Annotated in this window: 14 protein-coding genes, 2 rRNA genes and 1 other annotated feature; of the genes, 15 read left to right on the forward strand and 1 reads right to left on the reverse strand. The window is 30.6% G+C overall.

Annotated features, from left to right (window positions below; translation table 11 throughout):
* The 3 genes from rrf (KPL44_RS20165) to KPL44_RS20175 all read left to right on the forward strand — a co-directional run.
* Positions 1–104, forward strand: a 5S ribosomal RNA gene (gene rrf / locus KPL44_RS20165); the annotation flags it as partial.
* A gap of 85 nt (positions 105–189) precedes the next feature.
* Positions 190–306: ribosomal RNA gene (gene rrf, locus KPL44_RS20170) — 5S ribosomal RNA — on the forward strand.
* Positions 307–404: 98 nt separating this feature from the next.
* Positions 405–1,532, forward strand: a complete 1,128-nt coding sequence (locus KPL44_RS20175) for an aminopeptidase (protein ID WP_216253863.1) — start codon at positions 405–407, stop codon at positions 1,530–1,532.
* Positions 1,533–1,632: 100 nt separating this feature from the next.
* Here the strand turns inward: KPL44_RS20175 and ilvA are convergent, their stop codons facing one another.
* Positions 1,633–2,877, reverse strand: coding sequence for a threonine ammonia-lyase (ilvA, locus tag KPL44_RS20180; RefSeq protein ID WP_216253866.1), 1,245 nt, complete (start codon positions 2,875–2,877; stop codon positions 1,633–1,635).
* 65 nt (positions 2,878–2,942) lie between these two features.
* Positions 2,943–3,177, reverse strand: a binding site (T-box leader).
* A gap of 203 nt (positions 3,178–3,380) precedes the next feature.
* Between ilvA and KPL44_RS20185 the strand changes: the two genes are divergently transcribed.
* The 12 genes from KPL44_RS20185 (at position 3,381) to KPL44_RS20240 (ending at position 19,488) form a co-directional block, all read left to right on the forward strand.
* A complete protein-coding gene (locus KPL44_RS20185; RefSeq protein WP_216253977.1) occupies positions 3,381–5,378 on the forward strand; it encodes a methyl-accepting chemotaxis protein in 1,998 nt (665 codons plus the stop codon).
* 163 nt (positions 5,379–5,541) lie between these two features.
* Entirely contained in the window at positions 5,542–8,106 is a 2,565-nt protein-coding gene (locus KPL44_RS20190) for a Ryanodine receptor Ryr (RefSeq protein ID WP_216253869.1), read from the forward strand.
* Between the two features lie 228 nt (positions 8,107–8,334).
* On the forward strand, positions 8,335–9,600 hold the full coding sequence (locus KPL44_RS20195; protein ID WP_253201864.1) for a sensor histidine kinase: 1,266 nt from the start codon (positions 8,335–8,337) through the stop codon (positions 9,598–9,600).
* A 101-nt stretch (positions 9,601–9,701) separates the two neighbouring features.
* Positions 9,702–10,811: a sensor histidine kinase gene (locus KPL44_RS20200; protein ID WP_216253874.1), complete on the forward strand. Its 1,110-nt coding sequence runs from the start codon at positions 9,702–9,704 to the stop codon at positions 10,809–10,811.
* Between the two features lie 31 nt (positions 10,812–10,842).
* Positions 10,843–11,493 (forward strand): response regulator transcription factor, encoded by a 651-nt coding sequence (locus KPL44_RS20205; RefSeq protein WP_216253888.1) that lies wholly within the window; start codon positions 10,843–10,845, stop codon positions 11,491–11,493.
* A 117-nt stretch (positions 11,494–11,610) separates the two neighbouring features.
* The gene (locus KPL44_RS20210; RefSeq protein WP_216253890.1) at positions 11,611–12,546 is read left to right on the forward strand and encodes an ABC transporter ATP-binding protein; all 936 of its coding nucleotides are present in this window, start codon (positions 11,611–11,613) and stop codon (positions 12,544–12,546) included.
* Between the two features lie 10 nt (positions 12,547–12,556).
* Positions 12,557–13,681: an ABC transporter permease gene (locus KPL44_RS20215; protein ID WP_216253895.1), complete on the forward strand. Its 1,125-nt coding sequence runs from the start codon at positions 12,557–12,559 to the stop codon at positions 13,679–13,681.
* 1 nt (position 13,682) lies between these two features.
* On the forward strand, positions 13,683–14,828 hold the full coding sequence (locus KPL44_RS20220; protein ID WP_216253897.1) for an ABC transporter permease: 1,146 nt from the start codon (positions 13,683–13,685) through the stop codon (positions 14,826–14,828).
* Between the two features lie 239 nt (positions 14,829–15,067).
* Positions 15,068–15,481, forward strand: a complete 414-nt coding sequence (locus KPL44_RS20225; protein ID WP_216253900.1) for an EVE domain-containing protein — start codon at positions 15,068–15,070, stop codon at positions 15,479–15,481.
* 98 nt (positions 15,482–15,579) lie between these two features.
* Positions 15,580–15,936 (forward strand): hypothetical protein, encoded by a 357-nt coding sequence (locus KPL44_RS20230; protein WP_216253903.1) that lies wholly within the window; start codon positions 15,580–15,582, stop codon positions 15,934–15,936.
* Between the two features lie 139 nt (positions 15,937–16,075).
* Positions 16,076–17,689, forward strand: coding sequence for a response regulator (locus tag KPL44_RS20235; protein WP_216253904.1), 1,614 nt, complete (start codon positions 16,076–16,078; stop codon positions 17,687–17,689).
* A gap of 35 nt (positions 17,690–17,724) precedes the next feature.
* Positions 17,725–19,488 carry a sensor histidine kinase gene (locus KPL44_RS20240; RefSeq protein ID WP_253201865.1) on the forward strand — a complete coding sequence of 588 codons (1,764 nt, stop codon included), beginning with the start codon at positions 17,725–17,727 and terminating at the stop codon, positions 19,486–19,488.
* Positions 19,489–19,493: the final 5 nt, after the last annotated feature.

Genomic DNA, 19,493 nt, shown 5'->3' on the forward strand with positions numbered 1-19,493 from the left:
GCCTGAAGGTAACACCCGTTCCCATACCGAACACGAAGGTTAAGCTTCAATGCGCCGATGGTACTGCAGGGGTGACCTTGTGGAAGAGTAGGTTGTCGCCAGGTTATAAAAAACACTAAGTTTACTTAGTGTTTTTATTTTGTCCAAATTTAAATGAAGCTCGATTTTGAGAGAATATTTATATTCTCATCTGGTGATTATGGCCTGAAGGTAACACCCGTTCCCATATTGAACAGGTCTGTTAAGCTTCAATGCAACCATGGTACTGTAGGGGTGACCTTGTGGAAGAGTAGGTTGTCGCCATGTTAAAAAGAAACACTAAGTATATCTTAGTGTTTCTTTTTCGTGATAAGGAATAAGGATACTTAAGTTATCAATGTGATAAGTGAAAGGGGAAATTATAAATGGCTGATCAAAGACTTAATAAACTTGCAAGGTTGCTTGTGAATTATTCGACTAAGGTTAAACCGGGTGATTTTGTATTTGTATCCTGTGATGAGGTCGCAAGACCTTGGATGGTGGAGGTAGTAAAAGAGGCACTGAAGGCAGGTGCACATGTAGAAACTGTACTTACATCTACGGAGGTATCGGAAGTGCAACTTAAATATAGCAGTGAGAAACAACTGCTTGAGGAAAATTTAATTTTTAAAACAATGCTTGAAAAGGCAGATGTTTGGATCTCTGCGTGGGCAAGTAGAAATACAAAGGGATTTTCAGGAATTGATGTTGATAAACTTAAAATATCATCTAAAGGTGAAGCAAGTTGGAGAAAAATATATTCGCAGAAGATGGGTAATGGTTCCTTAAGGTGGTGTGGTACACAATTTCCGACTTATGCGGACGCTCAGGAAGCTTCAATGAGCTTTAGCGATTACGAGGATTTTGTTTATGGCGCAGGATTACTAGATGCTAAAGACCCTGAAGCAGAATGGAAAAAGATAAGTGAAAAGCAAGATAGATGGGTTAATTACCTAGATACTAAAAAAGGTCTGCAGTTTATTTCAGATGGAACGAATATTAAAGTAAATATATCAGGGAGAAAGTGGATAAACTGCGATGGTAAAGAAAATTTCCCGGACGGAGAAATATTTACTTCACCCGTTGAAGACGGGGTGGATGGAGTAATTACATTTAGCTTCCCAGGAATTTATATGGGTAAAGAAATTGAAGGAATAGTTTTAGAGGTTGAAAAAGGAAAGGTAATTAATTCAAAAGCAACAAAAGGCGAGGATTTACTTAAGGCACTTCTCCAAACTGATGAGGGAGCATGCAGTTTTGGTGAGGTAGCTATTGGCACCAATTATGGTATTAGAAATTTTACAAGAAATATGTTGTTCGATGAAAAAATTGGTGGAACTGTGCATATGGCTATTGGTGATTCAATGCCTGAAGCAGGTGGAATTAACAAATCTATTATTCATTGGGATATGCTTTGTGATATGAGAGATGGTGGAAAGATTTTTGCGGACGGTGAATTATTTTATGAAAATGGAATATTTATTGAAGGCATATTGGAAAAATATAAATTATAAATTAAGAGTAAAATAGGTTACAATATATACTACATTGGGGCATATGATAATATAAGAAATAGAGGTAGCGCTTGCTATCTCTATTTTTATAAACAATGAATTAGTATATTTTATTAACTTTATATCCTTCTTTACCTAATGCATTTATAATGGCATCAACATGATCATGACCATTTGTTTCTACAGTAATTTCAAGTTGGACTTGCATAAAGCGATCATTAGTTTTAAATTGATTGTGGTCTAGTTTAACTACATTAGCATTTGCGCTTGCTAGAATAGTTGAAACCTTGACTAATTCTCCAGGAATATCTGACATTTCTAAACTGAAGCAGAAGAGTCTTCCCCTTGAAACTAAACCTTTATCTATCATTGAGGATATTGTAACAACGTCAATATTTCCACCGCTTAAAACGCAAGCTACTTTTTTACCTCTTTCTTTTATTTTCTTAAGTCCTGCAAATGATAAGGCACCAGAAGCTTCTGCAATAAGTTTGTGTTTTTCTAAAAGAAGAAGAAAGGATTCCATTATATCAAAGTCTGAAACAGTTACGATTTCATCTACGTAATTTCTGATGATTTCAAAAGATAGGTCTCCAGGTTTCTTTACAGCCACACCATCAGCTATAGTGCAAACTGTTTCAAGGTGGACGACTTTTTTACAGTCAATGGAATCTTTCATTGCTTTTGCACCTTCGGGTTCTACGCCTATTATTTTTATTTTTGGGTTCAAGGCCTTTGCTGCAAGTGCAATTCCTGCAATTAAGCCACCACCGCCAACAGGTACAAGAATACAATCAATGTCTTCTATTTCTTCTACTATTTCGCAGGCTATGGTACCTTGACCATACATTACATCCAAATCATCAAATGGATGCACAAAAACATAATTATGTTCTTTCTCTAATCTTTTTGCTTCTGTATAAGCTTCATCATAACAATCTCCGAATAAAACTACAGTTGCTCCATAGCTTTTTGTGGCTTCAACTTTAATAAGAGGGGTTGTTTTAGGCATCACTATGGTAGCTAAAATACCTAACTTTTGCGCAGAATATGCAACTCCTTGTGCATGATTTCCAGCAGATGATGCAATTACCCCTCTTTTTCTTTCTGAGGGTGTTAAGCTGCATAACTTATTATAGGCTCCACGAAGTTTAAATGCGCCAGTTATTTGTAGATTTTCAGGCTTAATATAAACCGAATTTCCAGACTCATTACTAAATACATCACTGTATATAAGACCCGTTTTTAAAGTCACACCTTTTAAATTTGCCTGCGCCTTTTGAATTTCTAAAAGATGATTTTCTAATGTCTGATTTGATAATGATTTTAATGCTGAGTTTTGCATATATAAGCCTCCTATGTTTTTATTTATATTATTTTATAATAAAAAAACTCGTCCTTGGATATAAATCCAAGGACGAGTGTTAATCGCGGTACCACCTTAATTGTATCTTTAAAAAAAGACACCTCTCTTTTCGGTTCGTTAAAACCTAAGCTTTTTATCGGGACTAACCGGCTTATCCTACTTTGTTCGGAAAAGCAGCTCTGGAGTGATTTGTAATTTTTACTTAGTATCGACTCTCAGCGGACATCGATTCTCTGTAACATAAGTTTTAAAAATTATACTCTCCATCAACGCATCAACAATATTCTTAATTTAAAAAGAATCTTAACATTAAAATTAAGTAAAGTCAACAAAAAAATAAACTATAATAGACACAAAAAAATAAACTATAATAGATAACTTTGTATTTTTTATATAAATTAATACAAATATAAAGGTTTATTTACAGTTATGAAGAAGATTGTAAGTATATGAAATAATAATAAGTTAAGGGGGTAATTAAAATTAAGTCTAAAAAGTTAAAACTTAACAGTATTCGTACTAAACTGATTATTAGTCTAGTATCGATTTGTATAATTCCATTAATTATACTAGGGCTTGGTTCTTATAGACAGTCAAAATCAATTCTTAATAATAAATTAACGGTAACAAGTACACAAACACTTACAGAAATAAACAATGGATTATCTAATTACTTAAATGGATTTTCAAACATGCTTTCATTGACATCAAATAATTATAATTTTATTAATGTTGATACAGGTAATAATATAAATTATATACCAGATTTATTAAAAGGCGTAACAGAGAGTAACAAAGATATACTTGATATATCTTATGGAACTACCACTGGCAAGTTTAATACATATCCTAATGACAAAATGCCTGCTGGTTATGATGCAACTGCTCAGGCCTGGTATAAACAAGCTTTAGAGCATAAAGGTCAAGTTATAATAACCCCTGAATATATAGATAAAGGGACTAAAAAGAGTGTTATTACACTTGCAAAAACAGTAGAAAAGAATGGAAAAGTGGTTGGAGTTGTAGAAATAGATTTAACATTAAACACACTTGCAGAGCAAATATCCACAAAGAAATTAGGAAATACAGGATATGTGTTTATTTCGGAGGTTTCAGGTAAGGTTTTAGCTCACCCTGTAAAGAAACTTATTAACACAGATACGGCTTCTAAGTTACCGTTTTGGAATAACGCAAAGTCTCAAAATAGTGGGTTTGTTAATTATGATGATAATGGTTTAAAGAAATTTGGAGTATATCAAACAAATAAATTAACAGGTTGGAAGTTAGTGGCTACTTTAGATCAAAGTGAACTATCAAATGACACTAAGTCTATAATACATACAACTTTATTAATTATATTGATAATGGGATTAATCTCTATAGTTATGTCTTTAGTGTTAAGTAAGGGAATAGCTTATAATATTCATAATCTAAAAGATGTTTTTGCAAAGGCTTCAAATGGAGACTTAACGGTATCTATTAAAGCATCAACAAAAGATGAATTTGAAGATTTAGCTATATCATTTAATTCTATGATAAAAAATATATCTGGAATTATGAACAATGTTACAAACTCATCAAAGACGGTAGCTGAAACCTCAACGATTCTTGCAAGTATGTCGGAGGAGGTAACAGTTTCTATAGGTGAAGTTTCAAGTGCAATAGAGCAAGTGTCAATAGGCGCAACTCAGCAAGCTCAAAATGCTCAAGATGGTGCTTTAGCGATGGACGATTTGTCAAATAGATTAGATAAAATTAGTAATAATTCAAATGAAATGGATAAAATTTCGACTGGGACTAAAGACTTAGGAGCAAAAGGACTGTCAATGATGGACACCTTAATTGAAAAATCAAATAAAACTAAATCATCAACTAAAGAAGTTAATGAAATAATACAAGATATGAATGAGAGCACTAAGCAAATAAATGCTATTTCTGAGACATTAGTAAGTATTACAGAGCAAACTAATCTTTTATCGTTAAATGCAAGCATAGAATCTGCACGGGCAGGTGAAGCAGGTAAGGGATTTGCCGTAGTTGCTGGAGAAATAAGAAAACTTGCGGAACAATCAAAAAGCTCAACAGAGGAGATTAAAGGGATTATTGCTAATATTCAGAAAAAGTCAAACACAGCGGTAGATGCAATTAAATCAACTGAAACAGTAGTAAATGAACAGGATTTGGCGGTAGGTGAAACTAAAAATATATTTAGTGAAATATTAAAATCAATTGATATCATGATTACTAAAGTTGAAGAGATAAAGATATCTATTGTTGATGTAAATAAGAAAAAACAATCTACAGTGTTAGAAATTGAGAATATTTCATCTATATCAGAACAAACGGCAGCTGCGTCAGAGCAAGTATCTGCTTCGACTGAAGAAATAACAGCAACAATGGAGGATTTTGCAAAACATTCTAGTGAACTTAAAACATTATCTGAGAAATTAGATAATGAAATAAAGAAATTTAAAATATAACAAAATTTATAAAAGATAGCTATCCAAAAGTGATAGATGGCTTTTATATGAGATTAATCTATGAAAGTCTTGAAATATGATGTTATGATTGGTAAAATGAAAAGTAAATATAATATAATAGGGATAATGCTTATACTGGTGTTATTAAAATAGGAGTTTAAATATGAGTAATAAAAACATAAAAATTGTTGTAACAGGAGATATATGTATAAATTTTGTACAGAGGACAATATATCCGCAGAGCGATAAGGGGCTTAATTGGCAAACTCATTTGAATATGCATATTGCTGTTAAGCCAGGAGAAGCCTTACTTTTATCAAAACTTGTAGCTTTATCAACTGGAGCATCTGTCATCTCACCACGGATGCCAGATTCAGCATTAATTAAAAGAGGTGAATTTCTTAGTTCTACTGCGGAACTTGAACGTTTCCCTATATTTGATGATGAAAATAGTAATGGAAAAGTTTATAGGATAAAGCGTCTTATGGGTTTTACTGGACCAGCATCTGGAAAACCCAGGTTACTTCCGATTATTAACGATGATCCAAATGCAGACATAATTATATTAGATGATGAAAATAATGGATTTAATTCAAGTGAAGAATTTTGGCCTATAGCTTTAAAATCCTCTCAAGCAGTGCCAATAGTTTTGTATAAAATGAATAACCCTATTGATTCTAGTATACTCTGGAAACATCTTCAAAAAATGCATAATGAAAATACTATAGTAATTATAAATGTTGATGATTTACGTTCTAAGGGCGTTAATATAAGTAAAAGTCTATCTTGGGAAAGAACAGCACAAGACTTTGTGTGGCAAATTAATAACAATCCCAACCTTGCTTTTCTTGCTAATTGTCATCATCTTATAGTACCACTTGGTCTTGAGGGCGCAATCTACTATAGAACTGATGGTGTACCAGAAGTTAAATTGTATTTCATTCCATATGAATTTGAAGGTGGTTTTATTAAAGAATCTCAAGGCAAAATGTATGGGCTTACATCTTCTTTTGTTGCAGGTCTTGCAAGTGCTATAGTTTCGGGGATTCAAGAGAACGAGGAGTTAACAGAGTCAATAAATAGTGGTATAAGACAAGGTACTATTTCAGCTCAAAAATGTTTTATAGAGGGTTTTGGTGGGGATGTTTCTGAATCTCCATTTCCAAGTCCTGCTATATTTATTGAAAAGGAAGACGATTTTATACTTAGGGAGAATGTTCAGGATGTAATAGTGCCATCTTCACCTAATCCTAATTGTCGTGCTTGTTGGTATATTTTAAAGGATAAAAGTTCTACTAATCTAGAAGAAATAGCTTATGATATTGTTAAAAATGGAGTAAAGAATGCACTTAAATTTATACCAATAGCGCAGTTTGGAAAATTAACTACAGTGGATAAGGCTGAAATAGAAAGCTATAGGAGTATTAAAAATCTTATGCTTGAGTATATCTCAACTAAAAATACAGTTAGACCACTATGCATTGCAGTCTTCGGTACTCCAGGGTCTGGAAAATCTTTTGGAATACTTGAAGTAGCTAATAGCATTGCGTCAAATATAATCACTAAGCTTGATTTTAATTTGTCCCAATTTAGTACACCGCTTGATTTAGTAAACGCTTTTCATAAAGTACGTGATATTGCACTACAAGATAAAATACCGCTAGTATTTTTTGACGAATTTGATTCTTTTATTGAAGGAAAACTTGGATGGCTAAAATATTTCTTGGCACCAATGCAGGATGGTATATTTAGAGAAGGGGATTCTATTCACCCTATTGGGAAAGCTATTTTTGTATTTGCTGGCGGAACGAGCAGTACATTTAAAGGGTTTTGTGGAGAAAACATTGAAAATGAAAAAGAACAAAAGCAGTTTTTACTTGAATTTAAAAGCGCAAAAGGTCCTGATTTTATAAGTAGGTTAAGAGGATATGTAAATATTCTTGGACCAAATCAAACTGATGATAAGAGGGATCAGTTATTTATAATTAGAAGAGCAATGCTTCTACGTTCACTGTTAGAGAGAAAAGTTCCTCATCTCATAAATGATAAAAAAGAGACTCAAATTGATAATGGAGTATTAAGGGCGCTTCTCAAAATACCAAGGTACAAGCATGAATCAAGGTCTATGGAAGCAATACTTGAAATGAGTATGTTAACTAATGCTACAAAATGGGAACAATCTGATCTACCATCTAAAGAACAGTTAAAACTACATGTAGATGAAGAACAATTTTTACGTCATTTAATGCATGATGCATTTTATAGTGAGAAAATTGAAAGGCTTGCGATGGCTATATATGAAAATAGCAGTAAGTTGGATGGAAATATTAAAATGACATGGCAGGATCTTAGTGAAGATTTTAAAAAGTTTAACCGTAATCAAGCTAAAGATATTCCTAATGCTTTACTTAAAATTAATTATGATGTTGTTTCAGTTAAAGATAAACCGACATTTAATGAATTTACAATTAAAGAATTAGAAGTGTTAGCTGAAATGGAATATACACGACTATACCATCTTAAAAAAAGGAGTGGGTGGAAGTATGGAACAGTTAAAGATTATACGCTAAAAACTGATCCGACACTTGTCTCTTGGAATAAACTAATAGAAGATAAGAAGAAGAAATTATACCAAGTAGTTAAAATCTGGCCGGAAATATTGGCACAATCAAATTTTAAAATGGAAAGACTAGATTATATCTGTGAATGTGAGAGTAAGAATAATTGACTAACCTTAAGAAAATAGAATAGGGATCTGTAGAGGAGACATTTTTTTAGTGCTACTTCTGCAGGTCCTTTTATTATTTTTATTATATATAAAGCAAACATAAACATACTAAAATGTAACTTATTGTGTTAATATGGTATTATAGCATGTTTTTTAGAATATAAAATTATCGTTAGTATTAAAATATTGTTATGATCTAATTATTAGCACAGATGGGGGATTATGAATATGAGAAATGTATCTAGTATAGCAAAGCTAATTATTGCAAGCAATGAGTTTAACTTTAATGATATAGAAAAAACAGACCATGGTGCAGAACTAATTATTGCAAATAAAGAGTTAGCTTATCAAAGTGAAGAAAAGGCGGAACGAGCAGCAGAACTTGTAATTGCAAATAAAGAATTAGCTTATCAAAGCGAGGAAAAAGCAGACAGGGCGGCAGAGCTTGTAATTGCGAATAAGGAATTAGCTTATCAAAGCGAGGAAAAAGCAGACAGGGCGGCAGAACTTGTCATTGCAAATAAAGAGCTTACCTATCAAAATGAAGAGAAAGAAAAAAGGGCAGCGGAGTTAATTATTGCAAATAAGGAGCTTACCTATCAAAATGAAGAGAAAGAAAAAAGAGCAGCGGAGTTAATTATTGCAAATAAAGAGCTTACCTTTCAAAATGAAGAGAAAGGTAAAAGAGCGGCAGAGTTAATTATTGCGAATAAAGTACAGGGAGAATTTCTTGTTAATATATCGCATGAACTTAAAACACCGTTAAATGTTATTTTTTCAACAGCTCAGCTATTTGATATGTATTGTAAGAACGGATCACTGGATGATAAAAAGGACAAAATAATTAAATATATAGAATCAATTAAGCAAAATTCTTATAGACTATCTAAGCTTATTAATAACATAGTTGATTTATCAAAAATTGAAGCAGGATTCTTTAAATTGAATTTATCAAATAGTAATATAGTAACAGTTGTAGAAGAAATAGTGATGTCTGTAACTAGATTGACCGATAGTAAAGGTTTAAAAATCATTTTTGATACGGATGTAGAAGAAAAAATTATTGCTTGTGACACAGAAAAAATAGAGAGAATAGTATTAAATCTTATATCAAATGCTATAAAATTCACGGATATAGGTGATGAAATATTTGTAGATATTAAGGATGGAAAGGAATTTGTTGAAATATCAGTTAAAGATAATGGTATTGGAATTGAAGAGAAGCATTTAGAAATGATATTTGATAGATTTAAGCAAGTAGATAAATCGCTTTCAAGAAATACGGAAGGGACTGGTGTTGGCTTAAGTTTGGTTAAGGCTATTGTAGAACTCCATGGTGGTAGCATAAAGGCACAAAGCGAATTTGGAAAAGGAAGTAAGTTTACAGTATTGCTACCAACTGCAAAGATATCCCATGAAAGTAAGTTATATAATAGCAATGTCAGAAGTGAAAATGAAAATATACTAGTGGAGTTGTCGGATATTTATTCATGATTTTATTTGCAAAACATTAATAGAAAATATGTCTAGCTAAAGTAACTCTGAGAATAACTCGGAGTTTTTTATGTTATTATGTACTAGGTAGAGGTGAGATTATGGAAAGTTGGATATTGATAAACAAATTAATAATACTAATTTGTGTGAGTAGTTTATTTGTAAAAGGAAGCTTTAATTATCTTTTTAGTAACTATATAGTGGTTATATCCTTACTAATTTATGTGATTATTAATGTATGCAAGGCTCTAGCTTCAAGTAGAGGACATAAACTTGTTTTTTTATGTATATCTGTTTTTGTACTTTTACTTTGTAGTTATCTTGTTACCCCTATATTTTTCATATTCTTACCAATAAACTTTTATGAAATATTTATAGGTGAAATAAAATTTGTATATATTTTGAGTGGTTTAATAATGTCTGTTTTTATTATTAATGATAAGATTATGATATACGAATATCTCGGACCATCTTTAATTAGTCTAGTAGCATACTATTTCATTTTAGAAAGTGAAAGAACAATAGAAAAACTTACTAAATGTAATGATTCTCTTAAAGAGAAAAACTATGAGTTGCGAGCAAAGTTAAATGATCAAATAGAATACAAAAAACAAATTATATATACATCGCAATTGCAAGAAAGAAATAATATTGCTCAAGAAATACATGACAAATTAGGTCATAGCATTTCAGGTAGTTTAATGCAACTAGAGGCGGCTAAACTTCTGGTGGACAAGGATAGTAATAAAAGCAAACTTATCATTCAAAATACAATAAATGTACTTAGAGAGGGTATGGAGAGAATAAGATTTACGCTTAAGAATATTAAACCAGAAGTTGAACAATTAGGTATAAATAAGGTTAAGTTACTTGTAGATGAGTTTAAAAATAAAGGAAAAATCAATGCAAAACTGTATTATAGTAATGAGTTAGATAAGATAACATATATTGAGTGGAAAGTCATCTGTGACAACATGCAAGAGGTTTTTACCAATATAATTAAATATTCACAAGCGAGCAATGTTAAGGTAAATGTGGAAGTTCTTAATACTTTAATAAAAGTAGAAATAAAGGATGATGGAATAGGATGTTTTAGAATAGAGAAAGGACTTGGGTTATCTGGGATAGAAGAAAGAACTATGAATCTAAATGGGAAAGTTATTTTTGATGGTTATAGTGGGTTTTCAGTAATTATGCTGTTCCCTATATAAAGAACAATGGGTGTGGAAGGATGGTGTTAAATTGCCAATTAAGATTTTAATTGCTGATGATGATTCATTGATAAGGGAAGGTCTCAAAATAATAATTGGGTTAGACGAAGAATTTATTGTAATGGGATGCGTGGAAAATGGACTAGAGGCAGTGGAATATTGTTTAAACAATCAAGTAGATGTTGCACTTTTGGATATAAGAATGCCAATACTCAATGGTGTAGAGGCCATAAAGGAAATTTCTTTAAAGACGAAAACTAAATGCCTTATTCTTACTACTTTTGATGAAGATGAATATATAAATGCAGCAATTCGCTATGGTGCCAAGGGATATATTCTTAAAAATAATTCTCCAGATAAAATTAAAGCTGCAATAAAGGTAGTAAACAGTGGTAATATGGTTATGCAGGAAGGTATAATAGATAAAGTGTTAAAAGGAAGAGATAGTGATAATAGTGATAATAGTGATAATAGTAGTAAGTTAGATAAGGATTTATTTACTAAAAGAGAGATGGAGATAATGCAGGCAATTGCTGATGGATTATCAAATAGAAAGATATCAGCAAGATTATTTATTTCAGAGGGTACTGTGAAAAACTACATTACATCAATTTTAAATAAAACTAGCCTTGAACATAGAACACAGATTGCTATTTATTATTTAAAAGGTGGGAATAATTAGAATATGACTTTTGTCATATCAAAAAAGTGACTTTCTATACTTATAGTGGAAGTCTTTTTTTTATATAATAAAAGTATAGAGATGATTAAATATAGAGAGTTTTAAGGGGGTATTATTTTGGATATTGTAAAAATAATGGGATTGACTAAAAAGTTTGGAGGTTTTACAGCAGTAGATAATATTGATTTTTCCATAAAAAAAGGGGAAATATACGGTCTACTTGGACCTAATGGGGCAGGGAAGAGTACTATTATAAACATGATTTGTGGTTTAATAACAACAACAAAAGGTTCTATTGACATACTTGGAATAGATAATAAAAAAAATTCAACGAGTGCAAAGATGAATATTGGTGTAGTACCTCAAGACATAGCAGTGTATGAAGATCTAACTTGCTTTGAGAATGTAAAGTTTTTTGCAAGTCTTTATGGTATTAAAGGAAAACAATTAAATAAAAAAGCAATTGAAGCTTTAGAATTTGTAGGCCTAGAAGACAAAGCTAAGAGTTTCCCTGCCAGCTTTTCTGGGGGAATGAAAAGAAGATTAAATATAGCATGTGCGATTGCCCATACACCTAAGCTTTTAATAATGGATGAGCCAACGGTAGGTATAGATCCACAATCAAGGAATCATATACTTGAATCTGTAGTCAAATTAAATAAGCTTGGATGTACAATCATTTATACAACACATTATATGGAGGAAATAGAAGCAATTTCTACGATGATAAGCATTATTGATCACGGAAAGGTTATTGTTTCGGGTACGAAAGAAGAACTCAAATCTATTGTTACAGACAAAAATACTGTCGAGGTTACAGTTATTGATGGCAAGGTAATAAAGGAAGAAGAGCTAAAGGAAATAAAGGGAGTTACAGGTGTTATAGTTAATGAAAACAAAATTAAGATTGATAGTTTAAAGGAAATTAATAATTTAGATAAGATAATTTTATATTTCACAGATAATGTTATTCCTATTAGAAATATTGAAAATAAAGTGCCTGATCTTGAAACTGTATTTTTAACATTGACCGGTAGAAAGTTAAGGGATTAGAGGTGATAAAATGAATATTATTTTTATAATTATAAAGGAAATAAAACATAGTTTTAGAGATAGAAAATCAATGGCAATGATGATACTATTCCCAATAGCATTAATAGCTGTGCTTAGCGCAGCATTTAGCTCAAGTTTTAATAGTTCTATTGATATTGGTACACCTAAAGTTTTATATAGTATTGAGGGAGCAGGTGATACCTCTGATAATTTTAGAAATGGCTTTATTGAAAAAGAAAAAGAGTTTAAAATAAAATTCATAAAAATGGATGATATAGATTCTGCTAAGAAAAAATTAGTATCTAAAGAGTATGACGCAATTATAGAAATGAAAAGTAATAATAGAATAGAGTTTTATAAGAGTGGACAAGAAACCCTTAAGGCTGGTGTAGTTGAAAGTATTTTATCCACATACGTACAAGAATTTAATGTGATTATGGATGTTAGTAAAGTAAATCCAAGTATAATCAATAGTTTGATAAGTGATAAAGGAACGAATTATTCTACAATAACTTCTCTTAATAAAGCAGTTCAGCCATCTTCTTTAGATTATTATACAATAGCAGAAATAGCACTGATAATTATGTATTCAGGAATGACTGGACTTTTTGGAATTGCCAGTGAAAAAAATTCAAAAACTAGAGATAGAATTTTGATAAGTCCAGTTAAAAAATATGAGTTTCTTATAGGAAAAACAATAGGGGGAGTTATAGGTACAATTCTTCAAATTGCTATTGTTATTTTATTTAGCAAATATGTTCTTCATTCAAATTGGGGAAACGATATATCTACTGTGTTATTGATTTTTATTTCCCAGATAATAATGGCGATAAGCATAGGTGTAGGACTTGGTTTTATTTTCAAAAACGAAAATGTGGCAAATGGAGTATTAAATTTCATGATACCCGTAATGGTATTCCTCGGGGGGAGTTATATGAGCGTAGATAGTTTTGGAAGTAAGACCTTTCAAGCAATAACCTATTTATCACCGGTAAGATGGGTTAATAGATCGATATTTGATGTGATTTATAATAATAATTATAGTAAGGTGCCATATGCGATTATTATTAATATAAGCATAGCAGTAGTCTTTCTATTTATTTCTTCCTTGTTATTTAGAAAGGAGAATGTTTAATATGAGAAATTTATTTTTGCTGACACTTAATACATTAAAGATTACGTTTAGAAAAAAATCTAGTATTATAGTCTACTTAATTCTTCCAGTTATAATTGTTATTTTTGTTATGTCCGCTTATTCATCAATGGATCCAAAGATAAGAGTAGGAATAAATAATAAAGCATTAAAGGGGGTAATATCTAAAGATTTTGTTGCTGATTTAAATCGGCAGGATAAATTTAAAATCCAAGAGGTTAATGAAGAGGACATAAATAATTTTGTTGCAGAAGGTAAAGTTGATTGTGTAATTACAATACCTTTTGACTTTGACAAAGATATTTCAAATGGAACAATAGGGAAAATACAAATAACTTCAATTAAAGGCGAAGAGGCTACCTCTTGGGTTCAAAACTACGTTAATTATTATGTGAAAAGTATCATAATGCTTGAAAAGGCATCTGGAAGAGATAAGGCAACATTTAATAAACTTTATAAAGGGTTTAAGGTTCAGACCCTTACAGTGCATAAAAATATAGTTAAGGAAGAATCCAGGGATAAATTAAAGACTGTTCAGAGTATAGGTTTTCTAATAATGTTAATGCTTCAAGGTGCCACTACAACTTCAGGTCTTATTTTGAAGGAGAAGAAAGAGAAAACCTACTTTAGAATATTTACAACTCCAGTTAGTAGCAGAATATATATTGGGGCAAATATACTTGCTAATATGTGCATAATGGTAACGCAATCAATTTTAGTAATATTTGCATCAAAGTATATTCTAAAATTAACTACTGGGGTACCTGATTTGCAGCTACTTTGCATACTCGTTTTGTTTGGACTTGTTTGCGTAACGTTAGGGATTTTAGTAGTTGCTTTTTCAACCACGACAAAACAAGCAGGGACTATGGGTACATTAATAATAATTCCAACTTGTATGTTATCCGGATGTTTTTGGCCAATTGATCTGATGCCTAAATATATGCAGCAAATAGCCAACTTTTTACCACAAACATGGGCATTAGATGCCATTAGGCAGTTACAAAACGGAAAACCGTTTGTAGCTATTACTCCGCTACTTGGAATACTTGTAGCCTTTGCACTAGCATTTTTTCTAATTGCTATGTATAAGATGAAAAATAATGAAAATGTTGAAAATTTCATATAATACGCTATAAAGTAAAATAACAACTACAATCATTTCCAATTTATGGTATAATGAGTCGAGCAAGAAGCTTAGCAGGGTGAACAAGATGAAAATACTTTGTAAATTAAAGAGAAGTTAATGATGCTCTGGGGTATATCCTTGGAGCTTATTTTACCTACTATACAAATGGCGAAAAGTGATTTTAATAGTCAATAAAAAAGTAATTATTACACATTAAAAAATAATTAGGAGTTGTTAATATGAATTATTGGTGGATAAATGCGAACCCTCATGATGATAAAAATCCTTGGAGCTGGACAAAAAGCTTAGGAAGTGGCCAGATGGAAGAATGGAATTCAAAAAATGAACAAGGAGGGACTAGAAAATATTTTTCAAAGGTAAAGGTTGGAGATTTAGTTATTGGATATAATTCAGGAAAACAAAGAGAACTTGTGGCGCTCGGTAAAATAACGGGAGAAATGCATTTAAATAAAGATGGAATACAGGTAATCGATGTAATAAAAACTAAAGATATTCAGTTTCCTATAAGTATTGAAGAAGTAAGGCAAAATGATATTCTTAAAGATAAGTTTTCGAATGGTATAAAAGTCCGAGGTACAATTATATCGTTAACTAGAGAACAATATGACGAATTAATAAAAATGATAGTATGAAAATGATATAAAAAGAATTAAAGGCACTCAGAAATGGGTGTTATTTTTATGTTATAAATTTCTGATTTATAACATAAAAATAGTTGAGGTGATTATATATGTTTAGAACTATAGTATGTAAAAATTGTGATAATAACAAAGTAACTATTGAAAAAGTTAGACAACAACTATACATAAAATGCTCGAACTGTGGAAGTATAATATTGCAAGCGATGCATTTAGAATATTGGGATAAGAGCGATATAAGTATATATAAGCTTAGAATTAATAATGGGAATGATAGGTTAATTGAGGCAGAAAAAATTACAAGAAATATTCATAATGAGGAGAAGCAAATTTTAGACCAAAAGGAAATAAAGATTAGATTTATGTATATAAAAGAATATGAATACATAAGGCAACTCGAGAAGGACGAATATATGGAAATATGTTATTTAAAAACACAAATAAATTGAAAAACAAATGGAGAAGTGAATTTGATTCACGTCTCAATTTGTTTGCTAATTTAAAATTAAACATGTTATAATAAATACAATATAGAACAGTTATGTATATTATTATTTAATATGTATAGGTGGTACATTGGGGGAGAATATGTATAAACTAATTTTAGTTGATGATGAAGAAGAAGTAAGAAATGGTATAATACAAAAAATAAATTGGGAGTTATATGGATTTACACTAGTGGGGGAAGCCGAAAATGGTAGAGAAGCTTTGGAAATGGCAGAAATATTTACTCCAGATGTAGTTATAACGGATATTAAAATGCCTTTTATGGATGGACTTCAACTTTCGGAGTTGTTAAAAAAAAGGTTTCCAACAATTAAGATAATAATTTTAACTGGATTTGATAAATTTGAATATGCACGAAATGCTGTAAAGTTAAATGTTGTTGAGTATGCGCTAAAGCCTGTTTCTTCAAAAGAATTAATTGAGGTACTTTTAAGGGTTAAAGGGCAGATAGATGATGAGATGTTAAAAAAAGAGGATGTGGAAGTTCTTAAGGAATATTATATAAAGAGTTTGCCCATATTGAAAGAAAAATTTCTTACTTATTTAATTACTAGTAAGTTAAATAAGGAGGAAATACAAGAGGAAGTTAAAAATTATGATATTAACTTAAATGGGAATCGATTTGTTGTAGCGGTTATAAATATTGATTACAAAGTTACACATCAAAACTTGAAAATGGATAACAGTAATGAAACAGATTTGACCAAATTCGCAGTCTTTAATATAATCGAAGAAATCGTTTACCAAAACCGGAGGGGTATTGTGTTTATGCATAATAATCTGATTGTATTAATTAGTCCATTTTTAGAAGAGGATAGGGATGGTATTTTTAATAAAATTCAATCTACACTTGAAGAGATAAGACAGAGTATAGAAAAGTATTTAGAAATTACGATTACAATCGGTATTGGAACAATTGTAAATGAAGTATCAAGTATAGCTGATTCCTATCAGAATGCTATTTATGCATTAGATTATAGATTTATTATGGGTAAAAATCGAATTATTTGGATAGAAGATATTGAGCCAGGTAGTAAAGAAAAAATAGTTTTTGATGAAATTATGGAACATGACCTTAGAAGCTCCATTAAAGTAGGAACAGAAGTAGAAATTATTAAAACAATAGATAATTTATTCTATCAACTTGTAGATGCAAAGGCTCCATTTAAACATTTTCAAATATATTTATTAGAAATTCTCACAACTATAATTAAAACAGCGGAGAGTTTAAATGTAGATATGACATATGTTTTTGGAGAAAATTATAATTTATTTGTAGAACTATATGGATTTAATGATTTGAATCAGGTTAAGGATTGGTTTGAGTATATATCTATAAAAATAATGAACTATATTATAAAGGACAGGAAAGATAGTTGTACGCTTTTAGTTGAAAAAAGTAAGGCATATATAAATAAATTTTATAGTGATAGTAGTATAAACATTAATAGTATTTGTAGTTATCTATATATAAGTCCAACTTATTTTAGTTTTATTTTTAAAAGAGAAACGAAAATGACTTTTATAAATTATTTAACGAAGACTAGACTGGAGGCTTCGAAGGATCTAATAAAGACCACAAAGATGAAGTCTTTTGAAATAGCATACAAAGTAGGATATGCAGAACCAAATTATTTTAGTTATTGTTTTAAAAAGCAATTTGGAATTTCTCCATCTGAGTATAGAAATAATTAATAAAAAATTATTAATAGCTAGGAGGAGGTGGAATTTTGAATAATAGGATTAAGAGATTTTTAAATAACCCATCTAAGACTGTAGTCTCTTCCTTTAAAGTAAGAGGGATACAATTTATTATTACAATATCATTTACACTCATTACAGTATTTGCTATGCTTTTTGTTGGGATTTTGATTTACAATAAATCTTCAAATTTGCTTGAGAATAACGCTACGTTAAGTACAAAACAATTAGTCAATCAAGTTAATTCTAATATTGAGTACTATCTAAAAAGTACTAAGGAAGTATCGAATTTATTAGAAAAAAATATTTATTTGAATGAAAACATTCCCAATAGTAAGTTACAAGATCAAATGAATGTAATACAAACTATTAGAGAAGATATAACCAGTGTAGCTGTGTTTTCAGATAAAGGTGAACTTATAATTGGATCTCCATCATTAATATTAAAGGACAAAGTGAATATTATAAATCAGGATTGGTTTAAATCGGCAATAAATAAATCAGAAAACATAAAGTTTTCACTACCACATGTACAAAATCTATTTAATGGAAAACATGATTGGGTTGTTTCATTAAGCAGAGGTATATATTTTTATAGTGGGACTAAAAAAGTTCATGGTGTGCTTTTAGTTGATATGAATTATAGCACAATAGGTCAGCTATGCCAAAATATATCAATAGGGAAAAGAGGCTATATTTATATCGTTGATTCTGATAATAATATAATATATCATCCGCAACAACAACTAATTAACATTGGATTAAAGTCTGAGAAACGTGAAGATTATTTGGGTAGCTATATAGAAGATTCAGATGAAGGAAAAAAATTAGTTACAATTAAGACGGTCAATTATACAAATTGGAAAGTTGTAGCGGTAGCATATATGTCAGAAATATCTGATTTAAAAAAAACAGGTACAAACTTTATAGGCTGGATTTTGTTTGTTTGTATTATATTAGTTATATTTATATTTGGGTTTATTTCAGCTAAAATATCACATCCGATAAAGCAACTTGAGGAATCAATGAAAAGAGTAGAAGAAGGAGAATTTAATATATACATTGATGTTAAAGGTGAAGATGAGGTGGAAAGATTAGCCACAGCATTTAATTTGATGATTTCTAAAGTTAGGTATCTTATGGGACAAATAGTAATGGAACAGGAAGCAAAAAGAAAAAGCGAGTTAGATGCTTTGCAAGCACAGATCAACCCACATTTTTTATATAACACATTAGATTCAATAGTATGGATGGCTGAAAATGGGAAAAATGACGGTGTAATAACAATGGTAACTGCTCTTGCTAAACTATTTAGGATAAGCATAAGTAGAGGGAGAAATATTATTACAGTTCGTGAAGAAATAGAACATGCAAAAAATTACTTGATAATTCAAAAGATTAGATATAAAAATAAATTTAAGTTTGAAATTATAACGCAAGAGGAGGTTTTAGAGTATAAAACCACAAAGTTAATATTGCAACCTCTCATAGAAAACTCAATTTACCATGGCATTGAGTATATGGTAGATGAAGGGTTTATAAGAATATCTGTTTCCATTACTAATGGTAAGTTGTTATATGAAGTATCTGATAATGGCCTTGGAATTGACCCTGAAAAATTAAAGCATCTACTTGAGTATAGAGTGAAAACAGATAGCGGTTCAGGTGTTGGAGTTAAAAATGTGCATGAGAGAATTCAGATAAGATATGGAATGGAATATGGGCTTGAAATACAAAGTGAAATTGAAGAGGGCACTACAATTAAAATCTGGCTGCCTCTTATAAAAGAATAAGGCGG

It is taken from the genome of Clostridium sp. DSM 17811, assembly GCF_018861905.1.
Lineage (GTDB): Bacteria > Bacillota > Clostridia > Clostridiales > Clostridiaceae > Clostridium_AD > Clostridium_AD frigoriphilum.

Excerpts from the sequence above, each read along its gene's own strand:
- KPL44_RS20190 (WP_216253869.1), top strand. The coding sequence starts at position 5,542 with ATGAGTAATAAAAACATAAAAATTGTTGTAACAGGAGATATATGTATA.
- KPL44_RS20235 (WP_216253904.1), top strand. The coding sequence starts at position 16,076 with ATGTATAAACTAATTTTAGTTGATGATGAAGAAGAAGTAAGAAATGGT.
- KPL44_RS20215 (WP_216253895.1), top strand. The coding sequence starts at position 12,557 with ATGAATATTATTTTTATAATTATAAAGGAAATAAAACATAGTTTTAGA.
- KPL44_RS20200 (WP_216253874.1), top strand. The coding sequence starts at position 9,702 with ATGGAAAGTTGGATATTGATAAACAAATTAATAATACTAATTTGTGTG.
- KPL44_RS20175 (WP_216253863.1), top strand. The coding sequence starts at position 405 with ATGGCTGATCAAAGACTTAATAAACTTGCAAGGTTGCTTGTGAATTAT.
- KPL44_RS20225 (WP_216253900.1), top strand. The coding sequence starts at position 15,068 with ATGAATTATTGGTGGATAAATGCGAACCCTCATGATGATAAAAATCCT.
- KPL44_RS20195 (WP_253201864.1), top strand. The coding sequence starts at position 8,335 with ATGAGAAATGTATCTAGTATAGCAAAGCTAATTATTGCAAGCAATGAG.
- KPL44_RS20220 (WP_216253897.1), top strand. The coding sequence starts at position 13,683 with ATGAGAAATTTATTTTTGCTGACACTTAATACATTAAAGATTACGTTT.
- KPL44_RS20230 (WP_216253903.1), top strand. The coding sequence starts at position 15,580 with ATGTTTAGAACTATAGTATGTAAAAATTGTGATAATAACAAAGTAACT.
- ilvA (WP_216253866.1), bottom strand. The coding sequence starts at position 2,877 with ATGCAAAACTCAGCATTAAAATCATTATCAAATCAGACATTAGAAAAT.